Annotated in this window: 14 protein-coding genes; 6 read left to right on the forward strand and 8 right to left on the reverse strand. The window is 72.0% G+C overall.

The genetic code is table 11. From position 1 onward, the window contains the following. Positions 1-194: 194 nt before the first annotated feature. The gene (locus ABTW95_RS06900; RefSeq protein ID WP_500225345.1) at positions 195-1,211 is read left to right on the forward strand and encodes a LacI family DNA-binding transcriptional regulator; all 1,017 of its coding nucleotides are present in this window, start codon (positions 195-197) and stop codon (positions 1,209-1,211) included. Here the strand turns inward: ABTW95_RS06900 and ABTW95_RS06905 are convergent, their stop codons facing one another. After that, positions 1,212-2,228, reverse strand: a complete 1,017-nt coding sequence (locus ABTW95_RS06905) for a LacI family DNA-binding transcriptional regulator (RefSeq protein ID WP_396450703.1) — start codon at positions 2,226-2,228, stop codon at positions 1,212-1,214. It lies immediately after the preceding gene. Positions 2,229-2,451: 223 nt separating this feature from the next. Here ABTW95_RS06905 and ABTW95_RS06910 point away from each other — a divergent pair, with 223 nt between their 5' ends. The 3 genes from ABTW95_RS06910 to ABTW95_RS06920 all read left to right on the forward strand — a co-directional run bounded on the left by ABTW95_RS06910 (position 2,452) and on the right by ABTW95_RS06920 (position 5,835). Then, positions 2,452-4,161, forward strand: a complete 1,710-nt coding sequence (locus ABTW95_RS06910) for a carbohydrate-binding protein (RefSeq protein ID WP_500225349.1) — start codon at positions 2,452-2,454, stop codon at positions 4,159-4,161. Between the two features lie 268 nt (positions 4,162-4,429). Next, positions 4,430-4,930 (forward strand): SigE family RNA polymerase sigma factor, encoded by a 501-nt coding sequence (locus tag ABTW95_RS06915; RefSeq protein WP_396450707.1) that lies wholly within the window; start codon positions 4,430-4,432, stop codon positions 4,928-4,930. A gap of 2 nt (positions 4,931-4,932) precedes the next feature. Further along, a complete protein-coding gene (locus ABTW95_RS06920; protein WP_500225350.1) occupies positions 4,933-5,835 on the forward strand; it encodes a hypothetical protein in 903 nt (300 codons plus the stop codon). A 199-nt stretch (positions 5,836-6,034) separates the two neighbouring features. Here the strand turns inward: ABTW95_RS06920 and yjfF are convergent, their stop codons facing one another. The 4 genes from yjfF to ABTW95_RS06940 form a co-directional block, all read right to left on the reverse strand. After that, the gene (gene yjfF / locus ABTW95_RS06925) at positions 6,035-7,048 is read right to left on the reverse strand and encodes a galactofuranose ABC transporter, permease protein YjfF (RefSeq protein ID WP_500225352.1); all 1,014 of its coding nucleotides are present in this window, start codon (positions 7,046-7,048) and stop codon (positions 6,035-6,037) included. Further along, on the reverse strand, positions 7,045-8,094 hold the full coding sequence (locus tag ABTW95_RS06930; protein ID WP_396450712.1) for an ABC transporter permease: 1,050 nt from the start codon (positions 8,092-8,094) through the stop codon (positions 7,045-7,047). Before ABTW95_RS06930 ends, yjfF begins: the two co-directional genes overlap by 4 nt. Beyond that, the gene (locus ABTW95_RS06935; protein ID WP_500225355.1) at positions 8,091-9,605 is read right to left on the reverse strand and encodes a sugar ABC transporter ATP-binding protein; all 1,515 of its coding nucleotides are present in this window, start codon (positions 9,603-9,605) and stop codon (positions 8,091-8,093) included. Before ABTW95_RS06935 ends, ABTW95_RS06930 begins: the two co-directional genes overlap by 4 nt. 88 nt (positions 9,606-9,693) lie before the next feature. Beyond that, positions 9,694-10,674 (reverse strand): ABC transporter substrate-binding protein, encoded by a 981-nt coding sequence (locus ABTW95_RS06940; RefSeq protein WP_396450716.1) that lies wholly within the window; start codon positions 10,672-10,674, stop codon positions 9,694-9,696. Positions 10,675-11,603: 929 nt separating this feature from the next. Between ABTW95_RS06940 and ABTW95_RS06945 the strand changes: the two genes are divergently transcribed. Beyond that, a complete protein-coding gene (locus ABTW95_RS06945; RefSeq protein WP_500225357.1) occupies positions 11,604-15,500 on the forward strand; it encodes a bifunctional glycosyltransferase/CDP-glycerol:glycerophosphate glycerophosphotransferase in 3,897 nt (1,298 codons plus the stop codon). Positions 15,501-15,622: 122 nt separating this feature from the next. Here ABTW95_RS06945 and ABTW95_RS06950 read toward each other — a convergent pair whose 3' ends face one another. Together ABTW95_RS06950 and ABTW95_RS06955 are read right to left on the reverse strand one after the other, a co-directional pair. Beyond that, on the reverse strand, positions 15,623-16,843 hold the full coding sequence (locus ABTW95_RS06950; protein ID WP_500225360.1) for an MFS transporter: 1,221 nt from the start codon (positions 16,841-16,843) through the stop codon (positions 15,623-15,625). A gap of 16 nt (positions 16,844-16,859) precedes the next feature. Continuing rightward, positions 16,860-18,458 (reverse strand): FAD-dependent oxidoreductase, encoded by a 1,599-nt coding sequence (locus ABTW95_RS06955; protein ID WP_500225362.1) that lies wholly within the window; start codon positions 18,456-18,458, stop codon positions 16,860-16,862. A 124-nt stretch (positions 18,459-18,582) separates the two neighbouring features. Here ABTW95_RS06955 and ABTW95_RS06960 point away from each other — a divergent pair, with 124 nt between their 5' ends. Continuing rightward, positions 18,583-18,915, forward strand: coding sequence for an ArsR/SmtB family transcription factor (locus ABTW95_RS06960; protein WP_500225448.1), 333 nt, complete (start codon positions 18,583-18,585; stop codon positions 18,913-18,915). 30 nt (positions 18,916-18,945) lie between these two features. Here ABTW95_RS06960 and ABTW95_RS06965 read toward each other — a convergent pair whose 3' ends face one another. Beyond that, positions 18,946-19,731 carry a class I SAM-dependent methyltransferase gene (locus ABTW95_RS06965; RefSeq protein ID WP_500225363.1) on the reverse strand — a complete coding sequence of 262 codons (786 nt, stop codon included), beginning with the start codon at positions 19,729-19,731 and terminating at the stop codon, positions 18,946-18,948. Positions 19,732-19,780: the final 49 nt, after the last annotated feature.

Genomic DNA, 19,780 nt, shown 5'->3' on the forward strand with positions numbered 1-19,780 from the left:
CGGGCGCGTCAACTGCATCGAACCGGTTCGCCGAACCGGTTCGATGCACGATAAGCGCGTTCCCCGTCACCGGTCAATGGTTCGGGACGCCCATATTTAGGTGGGGCGAACCGGTTCGACAAAGCGTCGCAGCCGCTATCGTGAAGGCACGGGTTGGAGGATCCTTGTCGAATCGGTTCGATGAAGCGACGTCCGTGACCATCGGGGAGATCGCACGGCGGGCGCGGGTGTCGCGCAGCACGGTGTCCTACGCGATCAGCGGGAAGCGGCCGGTGTCGGAGGGCACCCGGCTGCGCATCCAGCAGGTCATCGACGAGATGGGGTACCAGCCGAACGCCAGCGCGCGTGCGCTCGCCCGCGGCGAGACCCGGACGCTGGGCCTGGTCTTCCCGCCCGCGAGCACGCACTACACCGACATGCAGCTCGACTTCATCGGGGGCCTGGTCGACGCCGCCGCCGTCCGCGACTACGACGTGCTGATGTCGCCGGGAGGGGCGGAGGACCGCGCCTTCCACCGGCTGATCGGGGAGCGGCGGGTGGACGGCGCGGTCCTGATGGAGATCCGCCTGCAGGACGCCCGTGTCGACCGCATGCGCGCGACCGGCTTCCCGTTCGTGACGATCGGCCGCACCGCGCAGCCGGACGGCACCAGCTGGGTCGACCTCGACCACGGGCGGCTCGTCCAGCACTGCGTCCGGCACCTGGCGCAGCTCGGGCACCGCCGGCTCGCGCTGGTCAACCGGTCCGAGGAGCTCATCCGCGCCGGGTACGAGTCGGCGCGGCGCGGCCAGGACGGGTTCGAGGAGGCGCTCGCCGAGCACGGGCTCGCCGGCCGCTCCTACCAGTGCGGGGACGACGCCGCGGCGGGCGAGTCCTGCGTGGCGCGGATCCTGTCGGACGACCCGGGCGTGACCGGGATCGTGACCCTGAACGAGGCGGCGCTCGGCGGGCTGTACCGGGGGCTCGGGGCCGCCGGGCGGGAGATCCCCCGCGACATGTCCGTCACCGGCATCGTGGGCAGCCGGTGGGCCGAGGCCGTGACCCCCGAGCTGACCGCCGCCGACGTCCCCTCCCGCGAGATGGGCCGCATGGCCATCGACCTGCTGCTGGAGCGCATCGGCGACCCGGGGGCGCCGCTGCGGCACCAGCTGCTGACACCGCCGATCTCGCTGCGCGCCAGCACCGGCCCCGCGTCCTCGCGCACCCCGTGATCAGCTCGGCGCGGTCGACTCGCGGACGACGAGCCGGCCCGGATGCCGGACGACGCCCGCCCGCCGCTCGCCCTCCAGCGCCGCGATCAGCTCCCGCGCCGCGGTGGCGCCGAGCCGTTCGAGGTCGAGGTCGACGGTGCTGAGCGGGGGGCGGCTCTCGGTCGCGAAGATCTCCCAGTTGTCGTAGCCGATGACGGCGACGTCGTCGGGCACGCGGCGGCCGAGGTCGTGCAGCGCGTCGATGGCCCCGTAGGCGATCTGGTCGCTGCCGCAGAAGAGCGCGTCCACGCCGGGCTCCGCGTCGAGCAGCATGCGGGTCGCCTGCCGCCCCCAGCGCTGGGACCAGGCCCCGTAGGACGGGCGGCCGCCGGCGAGCCGGAGGCCCGCGCCGCCCAGCACCTCCAGCAGCCCCGCCGCCCGGTCCCGCGCGGCCCGGTAGCCCTCCTCGCCGGTGATGTGCGCGACCCGCCGGCGGCCGAGCGCGAGCAGGTGCTCGGCGGCGAGGCGCGCGCCGCCCACGTCGTCCGCGACGACGGACAGGTCGCCGGGGTCGTCGGACTGCCCGTAGGCGTAGACGACCGGGACGGGGATGCCCGCGGTGAGCGACTCGCGGACGTCGTTGCGGTCGCCGAGCACGATCAGCCCGTCGACCTGCCGGGCCAGCAGCGTGCGGATGTGCTGCCGCCGCCGGACGGCGTCGCCGCGCGCGTCGCACAGCAGCACCGACATCTCCCCGTCCCCGAGCGCGTTCTCGACGCCCAGCAGGACGGGGATCGCGAAGCGCCCCGCGAGCTCGTCGGTGAGCAGCCCGACCGTCCGGGTGCTGCCGGACAGCAGGCCGCGGGCGAGCGCGTTGGGCTGGAAGGACAGCTCCTCGGCGACCGCGAGGACGCGGGTGCGGGTCTCCGGGGCGACGTCCGGCCGCGCGTTCAGCGCCTTGGAGGCCGTCGCCACCGACACCCCGGCGCGCCGGGCCACCTCGGTGAGGGTCACTGCTGGAGATGGGCGTCTGGTCACCGAAAACCTTTCCGAGCTCCGAGCATTGTAAGCGGCGCGTGACTGAAAAGGACCCTTGACAACCGGCGCCCCCGTTCTTACGTTCCTCCCGAAAACCTTTTCGGAGCCCGGTGCCCCGGCTCGCCGGGCTCACCGCACCCGCCCCGCTCCCCCGCCCCGTCCCCGCTCCCCCGTCCCGCCCGCGTCCCCGGTGACGCCCGCGGCCCACCCCCCGAGGTGACCCATGAGTTCCAGACGCCGGAGGTTCCTCGCCACCGGACTCGCCCTGAGCGCGATCGCGGCCGTCCAGACCGCCGCCCTCGCCCCCGCCCACGCCGACGGAGCCACGCTCGTGGTGAACGTCGCCGCCCCGTTCCGTCCCGTCACCCATGTGGCGACCGGCGGCCTGTACGGGCTCATCGAGGGCAACCGGCCCGCCGACGCGCTGCTCTACCCGCTGCACCCGCGCACGGTCACCCAGCCCGCGCCCGGCGTGCGGCAGGCGCCGAACGGCCAGCCCCCCGCGGGCGACGCCCTGCTGGTCGCCCCGCAGGCGGACAGGCTCGGCGCGTCCGTCATCATCCGGATGCCCGACATCTACCCCGACTTCCCCTACAGGTGGGTGAGCTGGGACGACTGGCTCGGCAAGGTCGACGCCCAGGTGAGCGCCCGGCTCGCCAAGACCGCCGTCACGAACATCGAGGGCTACGAACTCTGGAACGAGCCCGACTGGACCTGGAACACCGGGGCGGCGGGCGCCTTCAACGACGGCTGGGCCCGCACGTTCCGCCGCGTCCGCGCCAAGGACCCGGTCACACCGATCGTCGGCCCGAGCCTGAGCTGGTACAACGCCGACTACATGCGGTCGTTCCTGACCTACGCCCGCGACAACGGCGTCCTGCCCGACATCATCTGCTGGCACGAGCTGGCCCAGGACCCGTCCGCGATAGCCGCCGACATCTCCGCCTACCGGGCGCTGGAGCGGTCGCTCGGGATCAGCCCGCGCCGCATCTCGATCAACGAGTACGCGGGCACGCAGGCCGTCGACCAGCCGGGCAACGCCGCGAGCTTCATCGCCAAGCTCGAACGCGGCGGGGTCGACTCGGCCGACCGCGCGTTCTGGTACGAGTACGGGACGCTGAACGGGCTCGTCGCGAACGGCCGGCCGACCGGGACGTACTGGCTGTACAAGTGGTACGGCGACATGGCCGGCAACATGGTGGCCACGACGCCCCAGGCGCAGACGGGGCTGGACGGCTTCGCGTCCTACGACGGCACCCGCAAGATCGTCAACGTGGTCGCCGGGCACGCGTCGGGCACCAACACCGTCCGGGTCACCGGGCTGAACGGGTTCGGCGGGTCCGTCCGGGTGCGGCTGGAGTCGACGCCGTACTCCGGCCGGCACACCGCGGTCTCGGCGCCGACGGCCGTCTGGGACAGGACGTACACCGTGCACAACGGGGAGATCTCCGTGCCGGTCTCCGGCATGGACGCGAACTCCGCCTACCGCCTGCTGGTCGAGCCGGCGAGCGGCACGCCCGCCTACCAGCACCGGTACGAGGCCGAGAACGCCGCGGTGTTCCGGGCGGAGCGGCTCTCCTCCGGGAGCGCCTCGAACGGCGGCTACGTCGGCCGGATCGACAACTCCGGCGACCCCCGCACCGACAGCTACGTCGACTTCATCGTCAACGTCCCGACCGCCCGGACGTACACGATGAAGATCGGCTACGCCAACGGCACCGGCGCGACGTCCACCCAGGGGATCGCCTACAACGGCGGCGCGTGGTCCACGGTCAGCTACCCGCCCACCGGCGGCTGGGGCCAGTTCGGCTCGACGATCTCCACGACCGTCAACCTGCCCGCCGGGTACAGCGTGATCCGGCTGGCCAAGGGGTCGCCGTACTTCCAGGGCGGCACCGGGTACGCCGAACTCGACTACATAGAACTGGACTGAGGCCCTCGCCCATGTGAGCTCCCGCGCCGACCCGGCCGCTCACCGGCTGCCGGGCCGGTGCGGGAGCGTCCGGCTCCGGCGGACGCTCACCGTCGCCGAGGACGTGCCGCGCGCCGCCGGCGCGCACCCGGGCAGTGGAGGGCGGTGCGGTCGGCAAGGTCCTGGTGGACGTCCCACGCTGAGGTGAGTTGGCGGGAAAGTCGGGGGACGCGGCATAGTTGCGGGCCTCCCGGATGTCTGAGGGGGTGACAGCCACAGAGGAGGCCCTTTGAAGCGAGAGGCCCGCGAGAGCTTCAGCGCGTTCGTCGCGGCGCGGTCGACCAGCCTCATCCGGACGGCGTACGTGCTGACCGGGGACCAGCACGCCGCCGAGGACCTGCTGCAGAACGCGCTGGCGAAGACGGCCGCGCGGTGGGGGCACGTGCGCGACAACCCCGAGGGCTACGTCCGCCGCGCCATGTACAACGAGCAGGTGACCCGGTGGCGGTGGCGCCGCCGGGAGTCGGTCGTGGCCGAGCCTCCGGAGCTGCCCTCCGCCGGGCCGGACGTCGATCTGCGGGTGACGCTGGAGCGCGCGCTGCTGGCGCTGCCGCCGCGCAAGCGGGCGGTGCTGGTCCTGCGCTACTACGAGGACCTGCCGGAGACCGAGATCGCGGACATCATGGGCTGCTCCGTCGGCACCGTCCGCAGCCAGACCCACCGCGCCATCGCCCGGCTCCGGGAACTGGCCCCCGACCTGGCCGCCCACCTCGCACCCACGGGGAGCTGACCATGACCGACCAGATGTTCAAAGACGCCTTCACCGCGCTCGCCGAGCGCGCCGAGCCCGCCGACGGCCTCGCCGCCCGCGCCATCCGGACCGCCACCCGCCGCCGCAGGGCCGCGGCCGCCGCCGGGGCGGCCGGCCTCGCCCTGGCGGTCGCCGTGCCCCTGACGATCACCGCGGGCGGCGGGCGGGCGGAGGACGGCGCCCTCAGCAAGCCGAGCGCGCCGCCGCAGGACGGGCGCGGCCTGCCGGACAACAGCCGGCAGGAGCTGGCGCTGGCCCGCGCCTGCATGCGCAACGGGCCGCCCGTCGGCACCATGGGCGAGAGCCGCTCCGACATGGGCGGCGCCGCGGACTTCCGGCTGCTCACCACGATGCCCGTCGAGGGCGGGCGGCTCGCCGAGGTCGGCAGCGCGCGCGGCTACGTGCTGTGCGCGACCAGCGGCAAGACCAACACCGAGCCGCCGCAGTTCCACCCCTGGCCGGGCACGTCGCGCGGCGGGCTCTTCGGGTTCGACGCGCCGCTGCGCGTCGACGGGATCCGCCAGATCCAGGCGCTCAGCGGGTGGGACGAACTGCACGCCGTGGTCGTCGGCCGCGCCAAGCCGGCGGTGACCAGGATTTACGTCGTCTGGGAGGGCGGGCGCACCGGCCAGGCCGCCGTCGACAACGGATTCTTCATCGCCCAGACGCCCACGAAGATGATCCCCGACCGTAAGGCCACCGGGCCGATGTCCAAGGGCGCGATGACCTCGCCCACGATCCGCGTCATGAGCGTCACCGGGTACGACGCCAAGGACAAGGCCCTCTACACCTGGCGGCCGAAGGTCAGGACCGAGAAGGCGGGCTTCGTCCCCGAAGACTGCACCGACGGCATCACCGACCCCCGTCCGACCCTCTGCGACTGAGCCGGCCGCGGACGCCTCGCCCGCGGAACGTGAACGGCTCTGCCGACGGACCGGCGCCCTGGGGACCGGGCGCCGGCTCCAGGCCCTTCCCCCGGACCGCCGCCGGGGGAAGGGCCGCCGCCGTTCAGGTGGCCGTCGTTCAGGTGGCCGTCGTTCAGGTGGCCGCCGTTCAGGTGGCCGCCGTTCAGGTGGCCGTCGTTCAGGTGGACGTGCGGATTCGGCGGCGGGCGGCGATGAGGCGCTGGAGGGCGATGAAGCCGAACAGCAGGACGCCGATGGCGATGCGCGTCCACCATGAGCTGAGGGTGCCCTCGAAGCTGAGGATGGTCTTGATGACGCCGAGCACGAGGACGCCGAGGACGCTGCCGATGAGGTAGCCGGAGCCGCCGGTGAGGACGGTCCCGCCGATGACGACGGCGGCGATCGCGTCGAGCTCCATCCCGATGGCGTGGGTGGGGTCGCCGGAGAGGGTGTAGAGCGCGAACAGGACGCCGCCGAGCGCGGAGCAGAAGCCGCTGATCGCGTACACCTGGATCTTGGTGCGGCCGACGGGCAGGCCCATCAGCAGCGCGGACTGCTCGTTGCCGCCGACCGCGTAGACGTTGCGTCCGGTGCGCGTCCACTGCAGGACGTAGGCGCCGATGGCGAACACCACCAGGGCCGTGACGGCGCCGTAGGACAGGTGGGTGCGGCCCGGCAGGTGGAGGGAGTTCAGGGCGAGGGCGTCGAAGAACGAGTTGTCGATGGAGATCTGGTTCTCGCTGAGCGTCAGGCACAGGCCGCGGGCCAGGAACATCCCGGCGAGGGTCGCGATGAACGGCTGCACCTGGAACACGTGGATCATGTAGCCCATCGCCGCGCCGAACAGCGTCCCGACGGCCAGCACCAGCGGGATGACGACGGGCGCGGGCAGGTGCAGCTTCATCGTGCCGATCGCGCACAGCATGCCGGACAGCGCGACGACGGAGCCGACGGACAGGTCGATGCCGCCGGTCAGGATCACGAACGTCATGCCGACCGCGACGACGATGAGGAAGCCGTTGTCGATGAACAGGTCGAGGAAGACCTGGGTGGAGCCGAAGTTGGGGTAGCGGATCGCCCCGGCGGCGAAGGCGGCGAGGAACAGGCCGAGCGTCACCAGGACGGGCACGTGCCTGCGGCGCGGCATGAGCGGGCGGCCGCGGTCGATGGCACTGGCAAGGACGTCGCTCATGCCGTGACCTCCTCCTGCTTGGGGGTGGTGGGTGCCGGCTCCGCGGCGCGCCTGCGCCGGCGGAGCACCTTGGCGCGGAAGGCGGGCGACTGGAGCAGGCAGACGATCGTGACGACGACGGCCTCGAAGACCAGCGTCGTGCGGGGCGGGATGCCCGCGGTGTAGATGGTGGTGTCGAGCGTCTGGATGATGAGGGCGCCGACGACCGTCCCGGCGAGGGAGAACCGCCCGCCGGTGAGGGCGGTGCCGCCGAGGACGACGGCGAGGATCGCGTCCAGCTCGATCCACAGGCCCGCGTGGTTGCCGTCCGCCGACAGCGTGTTGGAGCTGATCATCAGCCCGGCGATCCCGGCGCACAGCCCGCAGAATACGTACGCCAGGACGATCAGCCCGGCGGACCGGATGCCGACGAGCCGGGACGCCTCGGCGTTGCCGCCGACCGACTCCAGCAGCATGCCGAGCGCGGTCCGGCGGGTCAGCACGACGGTGACCGCGAGCGCGATCGCCACCAGGATGATCGAGAACGGCAGGCCGAGCCAGTAGCCGCCGCCGATCAGCTTGTAGTCCTTGTTGTTGATCGTGATGATCTGCCCGCCGGTGATGAGCTGCGCGACGCCGCGCCCGGCCACCATGAGGATGAGCGTGGCGATGATGGGCTGGATGCCGAGCCGCGTGACCAGCAGCCCGTTCCACAGTCCCAGCAGCAGGGACGCCGCGAGGGCGACGCCGATCGCCACGAACAGCCCGTGCCCCTTGCTGATCAGGTAGCAGGCCATCGCGCCGGAGATCGCCACGGTCGCGCCGACGGACAGGTCGATGCCGCCGGTCGCGATGACGATCGTCATGCCGAGGGCGACCAGCATGAGCGGCGCGCCGAACAGCAGGATGTCGATGAGGCTGCCGTACAGGTGGCCCTGCCGGACGTGGATCGACAGGAAGCCGTGCGTGAAGATCACGTTGCCGAGCAGCATGACGACCAGCACGGTCACCGGCCAGAACAGCGTGCTCTTGGTGAGTGCGGCGAGGCGGGATGCTGCGGGGTTCATCGCTGCGCGTCTCCGTTCGCGATCGTCTGCAGGATGCGTTCGGGGGTCAGCGACCCGTCGTTGCGGAGCTCGGCCACGAGCCGCCGGTCGCGCAGCACCTCGACCTTGTGCGAGATGCGCAGGACCTCCTCCAGCTCGGCGGAGATGAACACCACGCCGATGCCGTCGCGGGCCAGCGACACCACCAGCTTCTGGATCTCGGTCTTGGCGCCGATGTCGATGCCGCGCGTCGGCTCGTCCAGGATGAGCAGTTTCGGCCGGGTGATGAGCCAGCGGGCGAGCAGCACCTTCTGCTGGTTGCCGCCGGAGAGGTTCTTGACCGGTGTGTCCGGGTTCGGCGGCTGGATGCGCAGCGCCTTGATGTACTCGTCCACGAGCTCGTCGCGGCGGCGCTGGCTCAGCGGGCGGAGCCAGCCGCGCGCGGCCTGCAGGGCGAGGACGATGTTCTCCTCGACGGTCAGGTCCATGACGAGGCCGTCGCCCTTGCGGTCCTCGGGGCAGAACGCGACGCCCCGGTCGATCGCGGCGCGCGGCGTCCTGATCGAGACGGGGCCGCCGTCGCCGGCCCGGATGCGGCCGGAGTCGGCGTGGTCCGCGCCGAAGATCAGCCGGGCGAGCTCCGAGCGGCCCGAGCCGAGCAGGCCGGCGAAGCCGACGACCTCGCCCGCGTGCAGTTCGAGGTCGACGGGGTCGATGGCGCCGGTGCGCCCGACGCCTTCGAGCGCGAGGAGCCGCTCGCCCCGGGGGGCCTCCGGCGACGCCTCGTCGAGTTCCTCCAGCGTGGCCAGTTCCTGCCCGGTCATCTTCGCGACCAGGTCGAACCGGCTCAGCTCCCCGATGGGGTACTCGCCGACGAGGCGGCCGTTGCGCAGCACCGTCACCCGGTCGCAGATCTCGTAGATCTGCTCCAGGAAGTGGGAGACGAACAGGATCGCGACGCCGTCGTCCTTCAGCCGCCGCATGACGTCGAACAGCCGGCCGACCTCGCCGCGGTCGAGGCTGGACGTCGGCTCGTCCAGGATCAGCACCTTCGCGTTCAGGTCCACCGCCCGGACGATCGCGACAAGCTGCTGCACGGCCAGCGAGTAGGAGCCGAGCTGCGCGGTGACGTCGAGGTCGAGGTCCAGCCGGGCCAGCAGCTCGGCCGACCGGCGGTTGACCGCGGCCCAGTCGATCCGCCCGAACCGGCGCGGCTCCCGGCCGATGAAGATGTTCTCCGCGACCGACAGGTTCGCGCAGAGGTTGACCTCCTGGTAGACGGTGCTGATGCCGAGCCGCTGCGCGTGCAGCGGGCCCTGGATGACGGTGTCGCGGCCGTCGATCGCGACCGTCCCGGCGTCGGCCTCGTAGACGCCGGTCAGCACCTTGATCAGGGTGGACTTGCCGGCGCCGTTCTCGCCCATCAGCGCGTGCACCTCGCCGGGGAACAGCCGGAACGCCACGTCGTCGAGGGCCTGGACCCCCGGGAACCCCTTGGAGATGCCGTCCATCTCCAGGACGGGAACGGCCATCGCCGCCTCCTCCACTTGCTCGGTGCCCGCCCTGTGGTGCCCGCCGGGGCCGCTGCGGGCGGCCACGGCCCCGGCGGAACTCGGGTGGTCAGTACTTGCGGGTCGGCAGGGCCTCCTTGGCCTTGGCCTGGTCGAAGACCGTCTCGACGGTGACGATGCGCTTCGGCACCTTCTGGCCGGCCTTGACCTTCTTCGCGGCGTCCATCAGCTGGCCGCCGAGCAGCGGGTTGCACTCGACCACGAAGTTGAACTTGCCGTCCGCCAGCGCCTGGAGGCCGTCGTGGACGGCGTCCACGGTGACGATCTTGATGTCCTTGCCGGGGGTGAGGCCGGCCTCCTGGATCGCCTGCATCGCGCCCAGCCCCATGTCGTCGTTGTGCGCGAACAGCACGTCGACGTCCTTGTGGGCCTTGAGGAGGGCCTGCATGACCTCCTTGCCCTTGGCGCGGGTGAAGTCGCCGGACTGCGAGGCGATCACCTTGAGGTTGGGGTTGGCGGAGATGGCCTGCTCGAAGCCCTTCTTGCGGTCGATCGCGGGCGCGGCGCCGACCGTCCCCTCCAGCTGGATGATGTTGACGGGCTCCTTGGCGTCCTTGTACTCGTTGACGACCCAGTCGCCGGCCTTCTTGCCCTCTTCGACGAAGTCCGAGCCGAGGAAGGTGACGTAGAGGGACGGGTCGGAGTCGACGGCCCGGTCGGTGAGGACGACCGGGATGTTCGCGGCCTTCGCCTCCTTGAGGACGGCGTCCCAGCCGGTCACGACCACCGGCGAGAAGGCGATGACGTCCACCTTCTGCTTGATGAACGACCGGATCGCGGCGATCTGGTTCTCCTGCTTCTGCTGCGCGTCGGAGAACTTCAGTTCGACGCCCGCGGCCTTCGCGGACTCCTGGATGTCCTTGGTGTTGGCGGTCCGCCAGCCCGACTCGGCACCGACCTGGGCGAAGCCGAGGACGAGCTTGTCGGAGCCGGATCCTGAGCCGCTGCTGCCGCCGGAGTCGCCGCAGGCGCTGAGTGCCGTCAGCGCCAGCGAGGTGCTGGCGACGGCGACGATGAGCCGCTTGAACATGGGGTTCTTCCTTCTTCCTCGGGGGTGCTCGGCGAAGGGCGTCTTGAGGTGTCTCTGGGAACGGCCGGTGGTCAGACTTCGCGGACGGGGCGAGGGCGCGCCCGGCGGGACTCCTCCGGGGTGCGCGCTTCGCGTTCGGTCATCGGAGTCTCCACAGGTCAGACGGTCGGCGATCGGATTGTGTTAGCGATAACATTGCCATTCGGGGGGACCTGGGGGCAGGACCTCCCGAGAGTCAGGCGCGAGGGCGGGCGCTCGCGCGCGGGACGGGCCGGGACCGCCTGGCGCGGCGTCCGGGCAGATTCCGGCGACGCGCCTCCGGGGCCGGGAAAACGGTCAGGACGGGATCTTCGACCGCTCCGGCGACATCGTTCTTGAGCAGCCGCCTGCGTCCCGCCGCGCGGCCGTGCCGTGTCTCGTCCACTTCGCCCGCCTTCGTCCGTGTGGCGCGTGTCACGAATGTTTGCGCTAACTCAAGCGCATGTCAATCCCCCCGGCGGCACCGCAGGAGATGGACCGGCCCTTGACGGACGGACCTGATATCGCTAACAGCCTCCTCCGAGGGGGCCGGGTTCCCAGGCCGGACCCGCGGCGCCGCGGCCCCACACCCGCTCGGGACGTGGATTCGTGCCCTCAAGCGTGCGTTCGGCGACGGAGAGCTTTGACGGCGTCAAGCGGCGGAAGTAGCACATCTCGGAGCATCGACGAATGCGGTGACCGCCCACGCCGAATTCTGACCGACCGCAAGCTCAACGCGGGTTCGGACGTTAGATGTCGATCATCGAGGTCAGGGCGTTTTACGGGACCGGAGCACCCGGAAGCGGCCCCGGATCGGCTCATCGGGGCACCGGTTCATGTGATCGGCACGGCGTGAGTAAGCGTCTTACTACAGGGGCGGAAACCCGTGTCGGGTACGGGAGGCATAGTTGATGACATCCGAGCCAGAGCCGCGTGTTGGCGTTGTGGTGCCCATTTACAACGTCGAGCCGTATCTTGAGGAATGTTTGGTCTCGATCGCCCGGCAGTCGATCGGGGAATTGGATGTGGTGCTGGTCGATGACGGGTCGACCGACGCCGGCGGGCGGATCGCCGAAGAGTTCGCTGCGGCCGATCCGCGGTTTCGTGTGGTCAGCCAGCCCAACGGGGGGCTGGGCCGGGCGCGCAATGTGGGGGCGGCGCTGGTGCGCGGCCGGTTCCTGGCGTTTGTCGACAGTGATGACGTGCTGCCCGAGCATGCGCTGGAGTTGCTGGTGGGGACGCTGGAGCGGACGGGTTCGGACATCGCTTCGGGCAATGTGCTGCTGTTGACCGAGGAGGGGCTGGTGCAGTCGCCGATGCACCGGCGTCCGATGGGGGCGACGCGGTTGCGCACTCATGTCACGCGGGATCGTCTGCTGATGTATGACCGGCTGGTGCCCAACAAGGTGTTCCGGCGCCGGTTCTGGGATGAGCACGGGTTCCGCTTTCCCGAGGGTGTGCTGTATGAGGACATCCCGGTGACGCTGCCGGCGCATTTTCTGGCGTCGGCGGTGGATGTGGTGGCTGAGCCGGTGTACTACTGGCGGCAGCGGAGCGGGGGGTCGTTGTCGATCACGCAGCGGCGTACTGAGATCGGTGCGGTGACCGACCGGTTCGCGGCGGTGGAGTCGGTGAGCCGTTTTCTGGGGTCGCGGCCCGAGCCGGGGGTGCGCGCGTGCAAGCGTGAATATGACGAGGTGGCGCTGCGCAGTGATCTGCGCATCTTCCTGAACGTGCTGGGCGAGGCCGATGAGGAGTTCCGGGCCAGGTTCGTCGAGCTGGCGCACGGTTTCCTGGAGCAGGCCGACCGCACGGCGATGAACGATCTGCCGGCCATGATGCGCCTCAAATGGCACCTGGTCGGCCGCGGATTGATGCCGGAGTTGCTGGAGGTACTGGAGTACGAACGCCGGGGGCTGCGCATCCCGGTGACCCGCCGGTTGTGGCGCCATTACGCCAAGTACCCGTTCTGGGGCGACCGCCGGCTGCGGATTCCGCGCAGCGTGTTCCGGCTGGGCGAGGAACTGGCCGTCCGCGCCCGGCTGCACGAGGCGACCTGGCGGGACGGCAAGCTGCACATCACCGGGCACGCCTTCATCGCCAACATCGGCACGCGGTTCCCCTGGTCGTCCCTGAAGGCCATCGGTGTCCGGGAGACCGGCAGCGGCGCCACCAGGGTGATACCGGCGTGGACGCGGCGCTGCCCCGACGCCGACGATGTCTCCCGCGACCCCGACCGCAGCCACGTGTGGTCGGGGTTCTCGGCGGTGATCGATCCGAAGCGGCTGCGGCGCGGGGGCCGGTATGTGGACGGGACGTGGCTGGTCGCGGCCGGTGTGTACGGCGGGGGGGTGCTGCGGCGCGGGGCGCTGGCGGCGCCGGCGTCCGGCAGCGGCGCGCACCCGGCCTGGCACTACGTCACCGATGACGTGCGGGTGGTCCCGCTGATCACGCGGGGCGGCATGCTGCGGCTGCGGGTGGAGACGGTGCGGGCGCGCGTCACCGGCCACCGGGTCGGCGATGGCGCCGTGGAGATCCGCGGAACGATCCTGGGCGGTGTGCCGGACGGCGCCGCGGTCGCGGTGCGGCGGCGGGCCGGGACGCTGCTGAACCGCTACCCGGTCGCACCGGACGGCGCCGGCGGCGGTTTCCGCGTGCGGATCCCGGTTCGCGAGCTGATCGACGACATGCCCGTCCTGGGCGAGGACGGTCTCCCCGGCGCCACCCGCGATGACGAGACCGGCTGGCGGCTCGACCTGAGCGTGCCGGCCGATGCCGGCGAGGGAAGCGGCGTCGCGCCGACTGACTTCGCCGAAGGGGCGCCTGCCGCCGGCGGGTCCGAGCCCGTGGCGGTGGAGGCCGCGTCATCGGCGGACGAGTCCGCGCCGGCCAGCGTCCCGGCGGCGGACGCCGGCACCGAGGAAGAGGACGACGAGCCCGCGTCCCTGGCCGACGCGGCCGCGGGCGACGCGTCCGCGACGGGGAACCGCCCCGCGAGCACGCCGGGGATGCCGGACGATTTCGCCGCCGCCGAGGCCCCCGGCGCGGCCGACGACCCGACCTCGGCCGACACCCCCGCGCCGGCGGACGACTCCGCGTCCGACGATTCCGCGGGCGACGAACTGGTACGGCTCGTCCTCGACGACGACGTCGAGGAGGGCCTCTACACGGCCGGCGGCAAGGAGTTCGTCGTCTACCGCTCCCGCCACGGCTACGCGGGTCTGAAGGCGCGCACCCCTCGTCCGGTCCTCACCGGCGCGGCATGGCAGCAGGACGGGACGCTCGTGCTGACCGGCGAGTGGCCGGCGGGCGCGCCGGATCCGGCGGAGCTGGTGCTGCGCAGCCGCGAGCGCAGCGAGGAGCGGGCGTTCCCGGTGTCCCGCGCGGACGGCCGGTTCCGGGCCGAGCTTCCGCTGCCGCGCCTGGCCACCCTCGGCGGCGTCCTGCCGCTGGCGTCCGGCAGATGGGACGTCCGCGTGCGGCGGCCGGCGAGCCGGACGGAGCCGGCCGGGCCGAGCCTGGCCGTCCCCCTGGACCACGCGGCACTGGCCCGCCTGCCCGTCGAGACGACCGTGGACGGCCGCCGCTACGTCTTCCGTGAGCAGGGGTATGACGTGCCGGTGGTGGAGGCCCATTCCGATCTGCGGCCGGACGAGCGCGGCGCCTACCGCCAGGCCCGGACCCGCGCCCGCCACTACCGCACGCCGCGGCGGCTGCGTCCGCTGCGCGAGGCGGTGCTGTACGACAGCTACTCGGGCAAGCAGTACTCCGACAGCCCCCGCGCCATTCATGAGGAACTCATCCGCCGAGACGCCGACGTCGAGCACCTGTGGGTGGTGCGGGACGCGCAGGTGGAACTGCCCGACACCGCCCGTGCGGTGCGGTTGTGGGGCGCCGAATGGTATGAGGCGATGGCGCGCAGCCGCTACATCATCACCAACGCCCACCTGCCCGAATGGTTCACACGCCGCCCCGGCCAGATAGTGGTGCAGACCTGGCACGGCACCCCGCTCAAACGCATCGGCTTCGACATCCAGGACGTGCAGTTCGCCAACCCCCGCTACCTGGAGAAAGTCGCCAAAGAAGCACCCGGCTGGAGCTACCTGATCTCCCCCAACGCCTTCAGCACCCCGATCCTGCGGCGCGCATTCCGCTACCACGGCGACCTCATCGAAACCGGCTACCCCCGCAACGACATACTCGCCAGCCCCGACCGCGACGTCCCGGCCCAGCGGGTGCGCGCGCGGCTGGGCCTGCCGCCCGGCAAACGCGCGGTGCTGTACGCACCGACCTGGCGCGACGACAGCTACTACGGGCCGGGCCGATACCGGCTGGACCTGCGGCTGGACCTGGAACGGGCGGCGGCCGAACTCGGCGACGACCACGTGCTGCTGATCCGGCGCCATCCCAACGTGGTCGACACCGTCCCGCAGGTGGGGGGCGGGTTCGTGCGGGACGTGTCGGCCTACCCCGACATCGCCGAGCTGTTCCTGGTCGCCGACGTGCTGATCACCGACTACTCCTCACTGATGTTCGACTACGCCAACACCGGCCGGCCCATGCTGTTCTTCACCTACGACCTGGAGCACTACCGCGACCAACTGCGCGGCTTCTACTTCGACTTCCAACACCACGCGCCCGGCCCGCTGCTGGGCTCCTCCCAGGAGGTGATCGAGGCACTGCGCTGCATCGACCAGGTCGCCCACGCCCACGAAACCGCCTACCAGCAGTTCACCCAGCGTTTCTGCGAACTGGACGACGGCAAAGCCGCCAGCCGCGTCGTCGACCGCATCTTCCAGCCCCGCTGACATACCGCCCAGTACGACCTGCGCACTTCACCTGTGCTCGCTTCCGGACAACACAGTGCCGCCCGTCCGCGGTGAAGGGGCCTGCGGCGTTCAGGCGGCGTCCCGCGTAGAGGCGGGTGCCTTCAGGGGTGGGGGACGGTCGCGGGGGCGAGGGCCGCGGCCACGGTCGCGCAGGCGGTCAGGAGGAGGAAGAGGTTCGGGTAGCCGCCGAGCGCGGTGGCGAGGGCGGCGCCCGCCCAGGGGGCCAGTGCGGTCGCGGTGGTGACGGGGGCGGCGAGGATGCCGGAGAGGGAGCCGTAGGCGGCGGTGCCCCAGCGGTCGCTGACGGCGGTGGCCTGCAGGAGGGTGGTGATGCCGCGCGGGGCGCCCGCGAGGACGGCGATGCCGGTGAGCAGCGCGACGGGGCCGGGCAGGACGGCCAGGCCCGCCGTGGTGACCGCGCCGGCGGAGAGGATCCAGACCGTCCGGGCGCGGACGCTGGTGCGGCGGGCGAGGGAGCCGTAGCCGAGGCGTCCGGCGACCTGGCCGACGCCGCCGAGGCCGAGCGCCCACGCGGCGGTCGTCGAGTCGGCGCCGCGCGAGGTGAGCAGCGGGATGAGGTTGGTCATGACCGCGAACATCGCGAAGGCCGACAGCGTGAACGCCAGCGCGAGCAGCAGGAACGGGCGGCTGCGGACGACCTGGCCCACCCGGTGCGGATGGCCGCCGCCGGACGGCCGCTTCGGGGCCGGCGGCCACGGGTGGCGCAGCGCGATCGCGTGCAGCGGGATGGTGACGGCGGCGAGGACGGCCGCCAGCACGAGATAGACGCCGCGCCAGGACAGGTGGTGCGCCAGCGCGTCGGTGAGCGGCGCGAAGACGGTGCTGGCGAGTCCGGCGACGAGGGTGAGCGTGGTCAGCGCCGGGACGTGGCGGGGCGCGTAGTAGCGGGTCAGGGCGGCGAAGGCCGGCTGGTAGAGGACGGCGGTCATCGCGGACCCCGCCAGCAGCCAGGCGGCGGTGAAGCAGAGGAGGTTCGGGGCCGCCGCGATCAGGACGACGGCGAGGGCGGCGGCCGCCGAGCCGGCGGTCATGAGGGCGCGGGGGCCGTGCCGGTCCAGCAGCCGTCCCGCGGGGATGCCGCCGATCGCGGCCACGACCAGGGCGATCGAGAACGCGGCGGTGGCGGTGGCGATCGACCAGCCGGTGTCGGCGGCGATGGCGGGCGCCAGCACCGGGAAGGCGTAGTACAGCACGCCCCAGCTGGTGATCTCGGTGACGCACAGCGCGATCAGCGGGACGGGCGACATGCCGGCCGCACCGGTCCGGGCGGCGGAGCGCGCCGCGGGGACCGGTGCGGGCATGTCGCGGCTCATCGCGTCAGGCGTCGGCGCGCTCGGCCTGCTGTGCGCGCCCGGCCCGCTCGGCGTCGCCGGAGTACCCGTTCGGGCGCCCGGTGGCGAAGCCCACTCCGCCCGACGGCGCACCCGACCCGATCTGCACGAGTTCCGGCTCCGGCCCGCCGCCGCAGCAGCCGCCGTCCGCCTCCTCGGCCAGGTCGGTGGAGCAGACACCCGTCTCGGGCAGGTCGAGCTGGACGGTGTCGGCGGCCTCGCGGTCCCCGGCCAGCGCGGCGACGATGGAGCGGACCTGTTCGTAGCCGGTCGCCATCAGGAAGGTGGGGGCGCGGCCGTAGCTCTTGGCCCCGGCGAGGTAGAACCCGGTCTCGGGGTGGGCGAGGTCGCGTTCGCCGTGCGGCGGGACGGTTCCGCAGGAGTGGAAGTTGGGATCGATGAGCGGCGCCAGCTTCGCCGGCGCCTCGGTGGCCGGGTCGAGGTCGAGCCGGACTTCGCGGAGCATCGCCAGGTCGGGCCGGAACCCGGTGGCGGCCACGACCGTGTCGACCGCGAGCGTCCGGTCCCCGTCCGGGGTCGTGCCGTGCACCTGGACGCCGGTGCCGGTCACCGTGAAACGAGCGATTGTGAAGCTGCGCACGAGGTCGATGGCGCCCGCCTCGACGGCGTCCTTCAGCCGGGAGCCGAGCGCGCCGCGCGCGGGCAGGCCGTCCGCGTCGCCGCCGCCGTAGAGGCGGGCGACCGAGGCGTCGCGCACGGCCCAGGTGATGCGGGTGCCGGGTTCTTCGGCCGCGAGTTCGGCCAGGGCGAGCAGGGTGTTGGCGGCGGAGTGGCCCATGCCGACGACGAGCGCGTGCCGGCCGGCGAAGCGGTCGCGGTCGCGGCCGAGGACGTCCGGCAGCGGCCCGGTCAGGTGGGCGGCGGCCTCGTCCTCGCCCGGGGCGGGCAGCCCGGAGTGGCCGAGCGGGTTGGTGTTGCCCCACGTGCCGGAGGCGTCGATGACGGCGCGGGCCCGCAGGTCGGCGACCGTCCCGTCCGGCTCGCGGACGCGGACGAGCAGCGGGTGCTCGTCGCGTCCGATGGTGCGGGTCGTGTCCACGCCGTCGCGGGTCACGGCGAGCACGCGGGTGGACGTGCGGACGCGCCCGTTCAGCTGGGGCGTCTCGGCGAGCGGGACCAGGTAGTCGCGGACGAGTTCGGCGCCCGTGGGCAGGACGTCGGCGGGCGGCGCCGTCCACCCGGCGGGTTCGAGCAGCCGGCGGGCGGCGGCGTCGGTGTCGTACCGCCAGGGCGAGAACAGCCGGACATGTCCCCATTCGGAGATCGCGGCGCCGACCGTGGCGCCGGCCTCCAGGACGAGGAACTCCAGCCCGCGCTCGGCGAGGTGCGCGGCGGCCGCGAGCCCGACCGGCCCGGCCCCGATGACCACGACGGGATGCCGCGCGCCGGGCCGCTGGGCGGCCTCGTCGGCGAGGCAGCCGCAGCCGGCATCGGTCTTGGCCTGCTCGACGGTCTTGTCCGGGTCCGCGGCCTGCTCGGCGTCCGTGCAGCACGCGCTGACGCCGCAGCAGCTCCCCTCGGCGGCCGGTGGGGCGGGCTCCTGCGGCTCTCTGCTCTCGGTCACGGCGTTCCTCCCTGAACCAGTCTGCTGCTTTGACAGACATCGAAACAAGGCCAGGTTGCCTCATCGCTTCGATAGATGTCAAATTAGATGTATGTCTAAGTTCTTGCGGTTGGACGACGTCGTGATGGAGGCGTGCTGCGCGCCGCTGAGCGGCCCGCTGCTCGGCGAGGCGGAGGCTGCCGAGCTGGCGAAGGTGTTCAAGGCGCTGGCCGATCCGGTGCGGCTGCGCCTGCTGAACATGATCGCTTCGGTGGAGGGCGGCGAGGCGTGCGTGTGCGACCTGACCGGGTCGTTCGAGCTGAGCGCGCCGACCATCTCGCACCATCTGAAGGTGCTGCGCCAGGCGGGTTTGATCGAGGGCGAGCGTCGGGGGACGTGGGTCTACTACCGGGTGATCCCGGAGGCGGTGGCCCGCCTCTCAGGTTTGTTCGCCATCCCCGTCTTCACCCCGGCGTGACGACCCCGCGCGCCGCCCGCCGGAGCGCGGTCAGGATTCGGCGTGGGTGACGCGGATCTTGGATTGGCCGTGCGGGAGTTCCTCCCAGTCCTCCATGAACCGGGCGGCGAAACCGTGGCGTTCGGCGAGCCCGATCAGCGTTTCCGTCCGGTAGTAGAAGTCCTCGCGGAGGACGTGGTGCTCGGCTCCCTCCGTCCGGTCGAAGGTGAAGTCGAAGAAGCCGTCCGGTGCGAGCACTCGTCCGACGTTGGCGAGGCATTCGTCGATGACGTCGATGGGCGAATGGCTGAACACGCTGTGCGCGTGCACGACGGTGAAGTGCCGGGAAGGCAGGAACCGCAGCTTCAGGTCGTTGACGAGCGTCAGGTGCGGCACCTTGTTCTGCAGGTCCTGCTGGACGAGGGTGTTCTGCGCGGCGAGCAGGATGTCGGGCGAGATGTCGATGCCGTAGTAGTTGCCGGCGTCCAGGTAGTCGATGAACCGCCACCCGGCGCGGAGGTTGCCGCAGCCGATCTCCAGGACCCGGTCGTCGGGCTTGAGGCCGTGCTGGAGCAGGTAGTCGAACTGCATCCGGCCGAGTTTCAGCCAGCGGTCGCGGGTGGGGCTGCCGACGGCGGCCTCGGGGCTCTTGGCCGCGTCCGCCTTCATCACCGCCCGGTAGTACGCCACATGGCTCCGGTGGGCGACGCGGAGTTTCCAGTCGCGGGTGACCCTGGACAGGTAGCCCTTGATCTTGTCCGGGTTCTGGGTCGCATAGCGCAGTTTGTACGTCAGGCTCGCGCGGTTCCTCTGCACGCGCGGCGGCGGTTTCGTCATACGGCTCATCCCCGTGGGCGGTTCTGCGGTGTGGTGGGTGGTGCTCTAC

It is taken from the genome of Spirillospora sp. NPDC127506 (assembly GCF_040302145.1).
GTDB lineage: Bacteria > Actinomycetota > Actinomycetes > Streptosporangiales > Streptosporangiaceae > Spirillospora.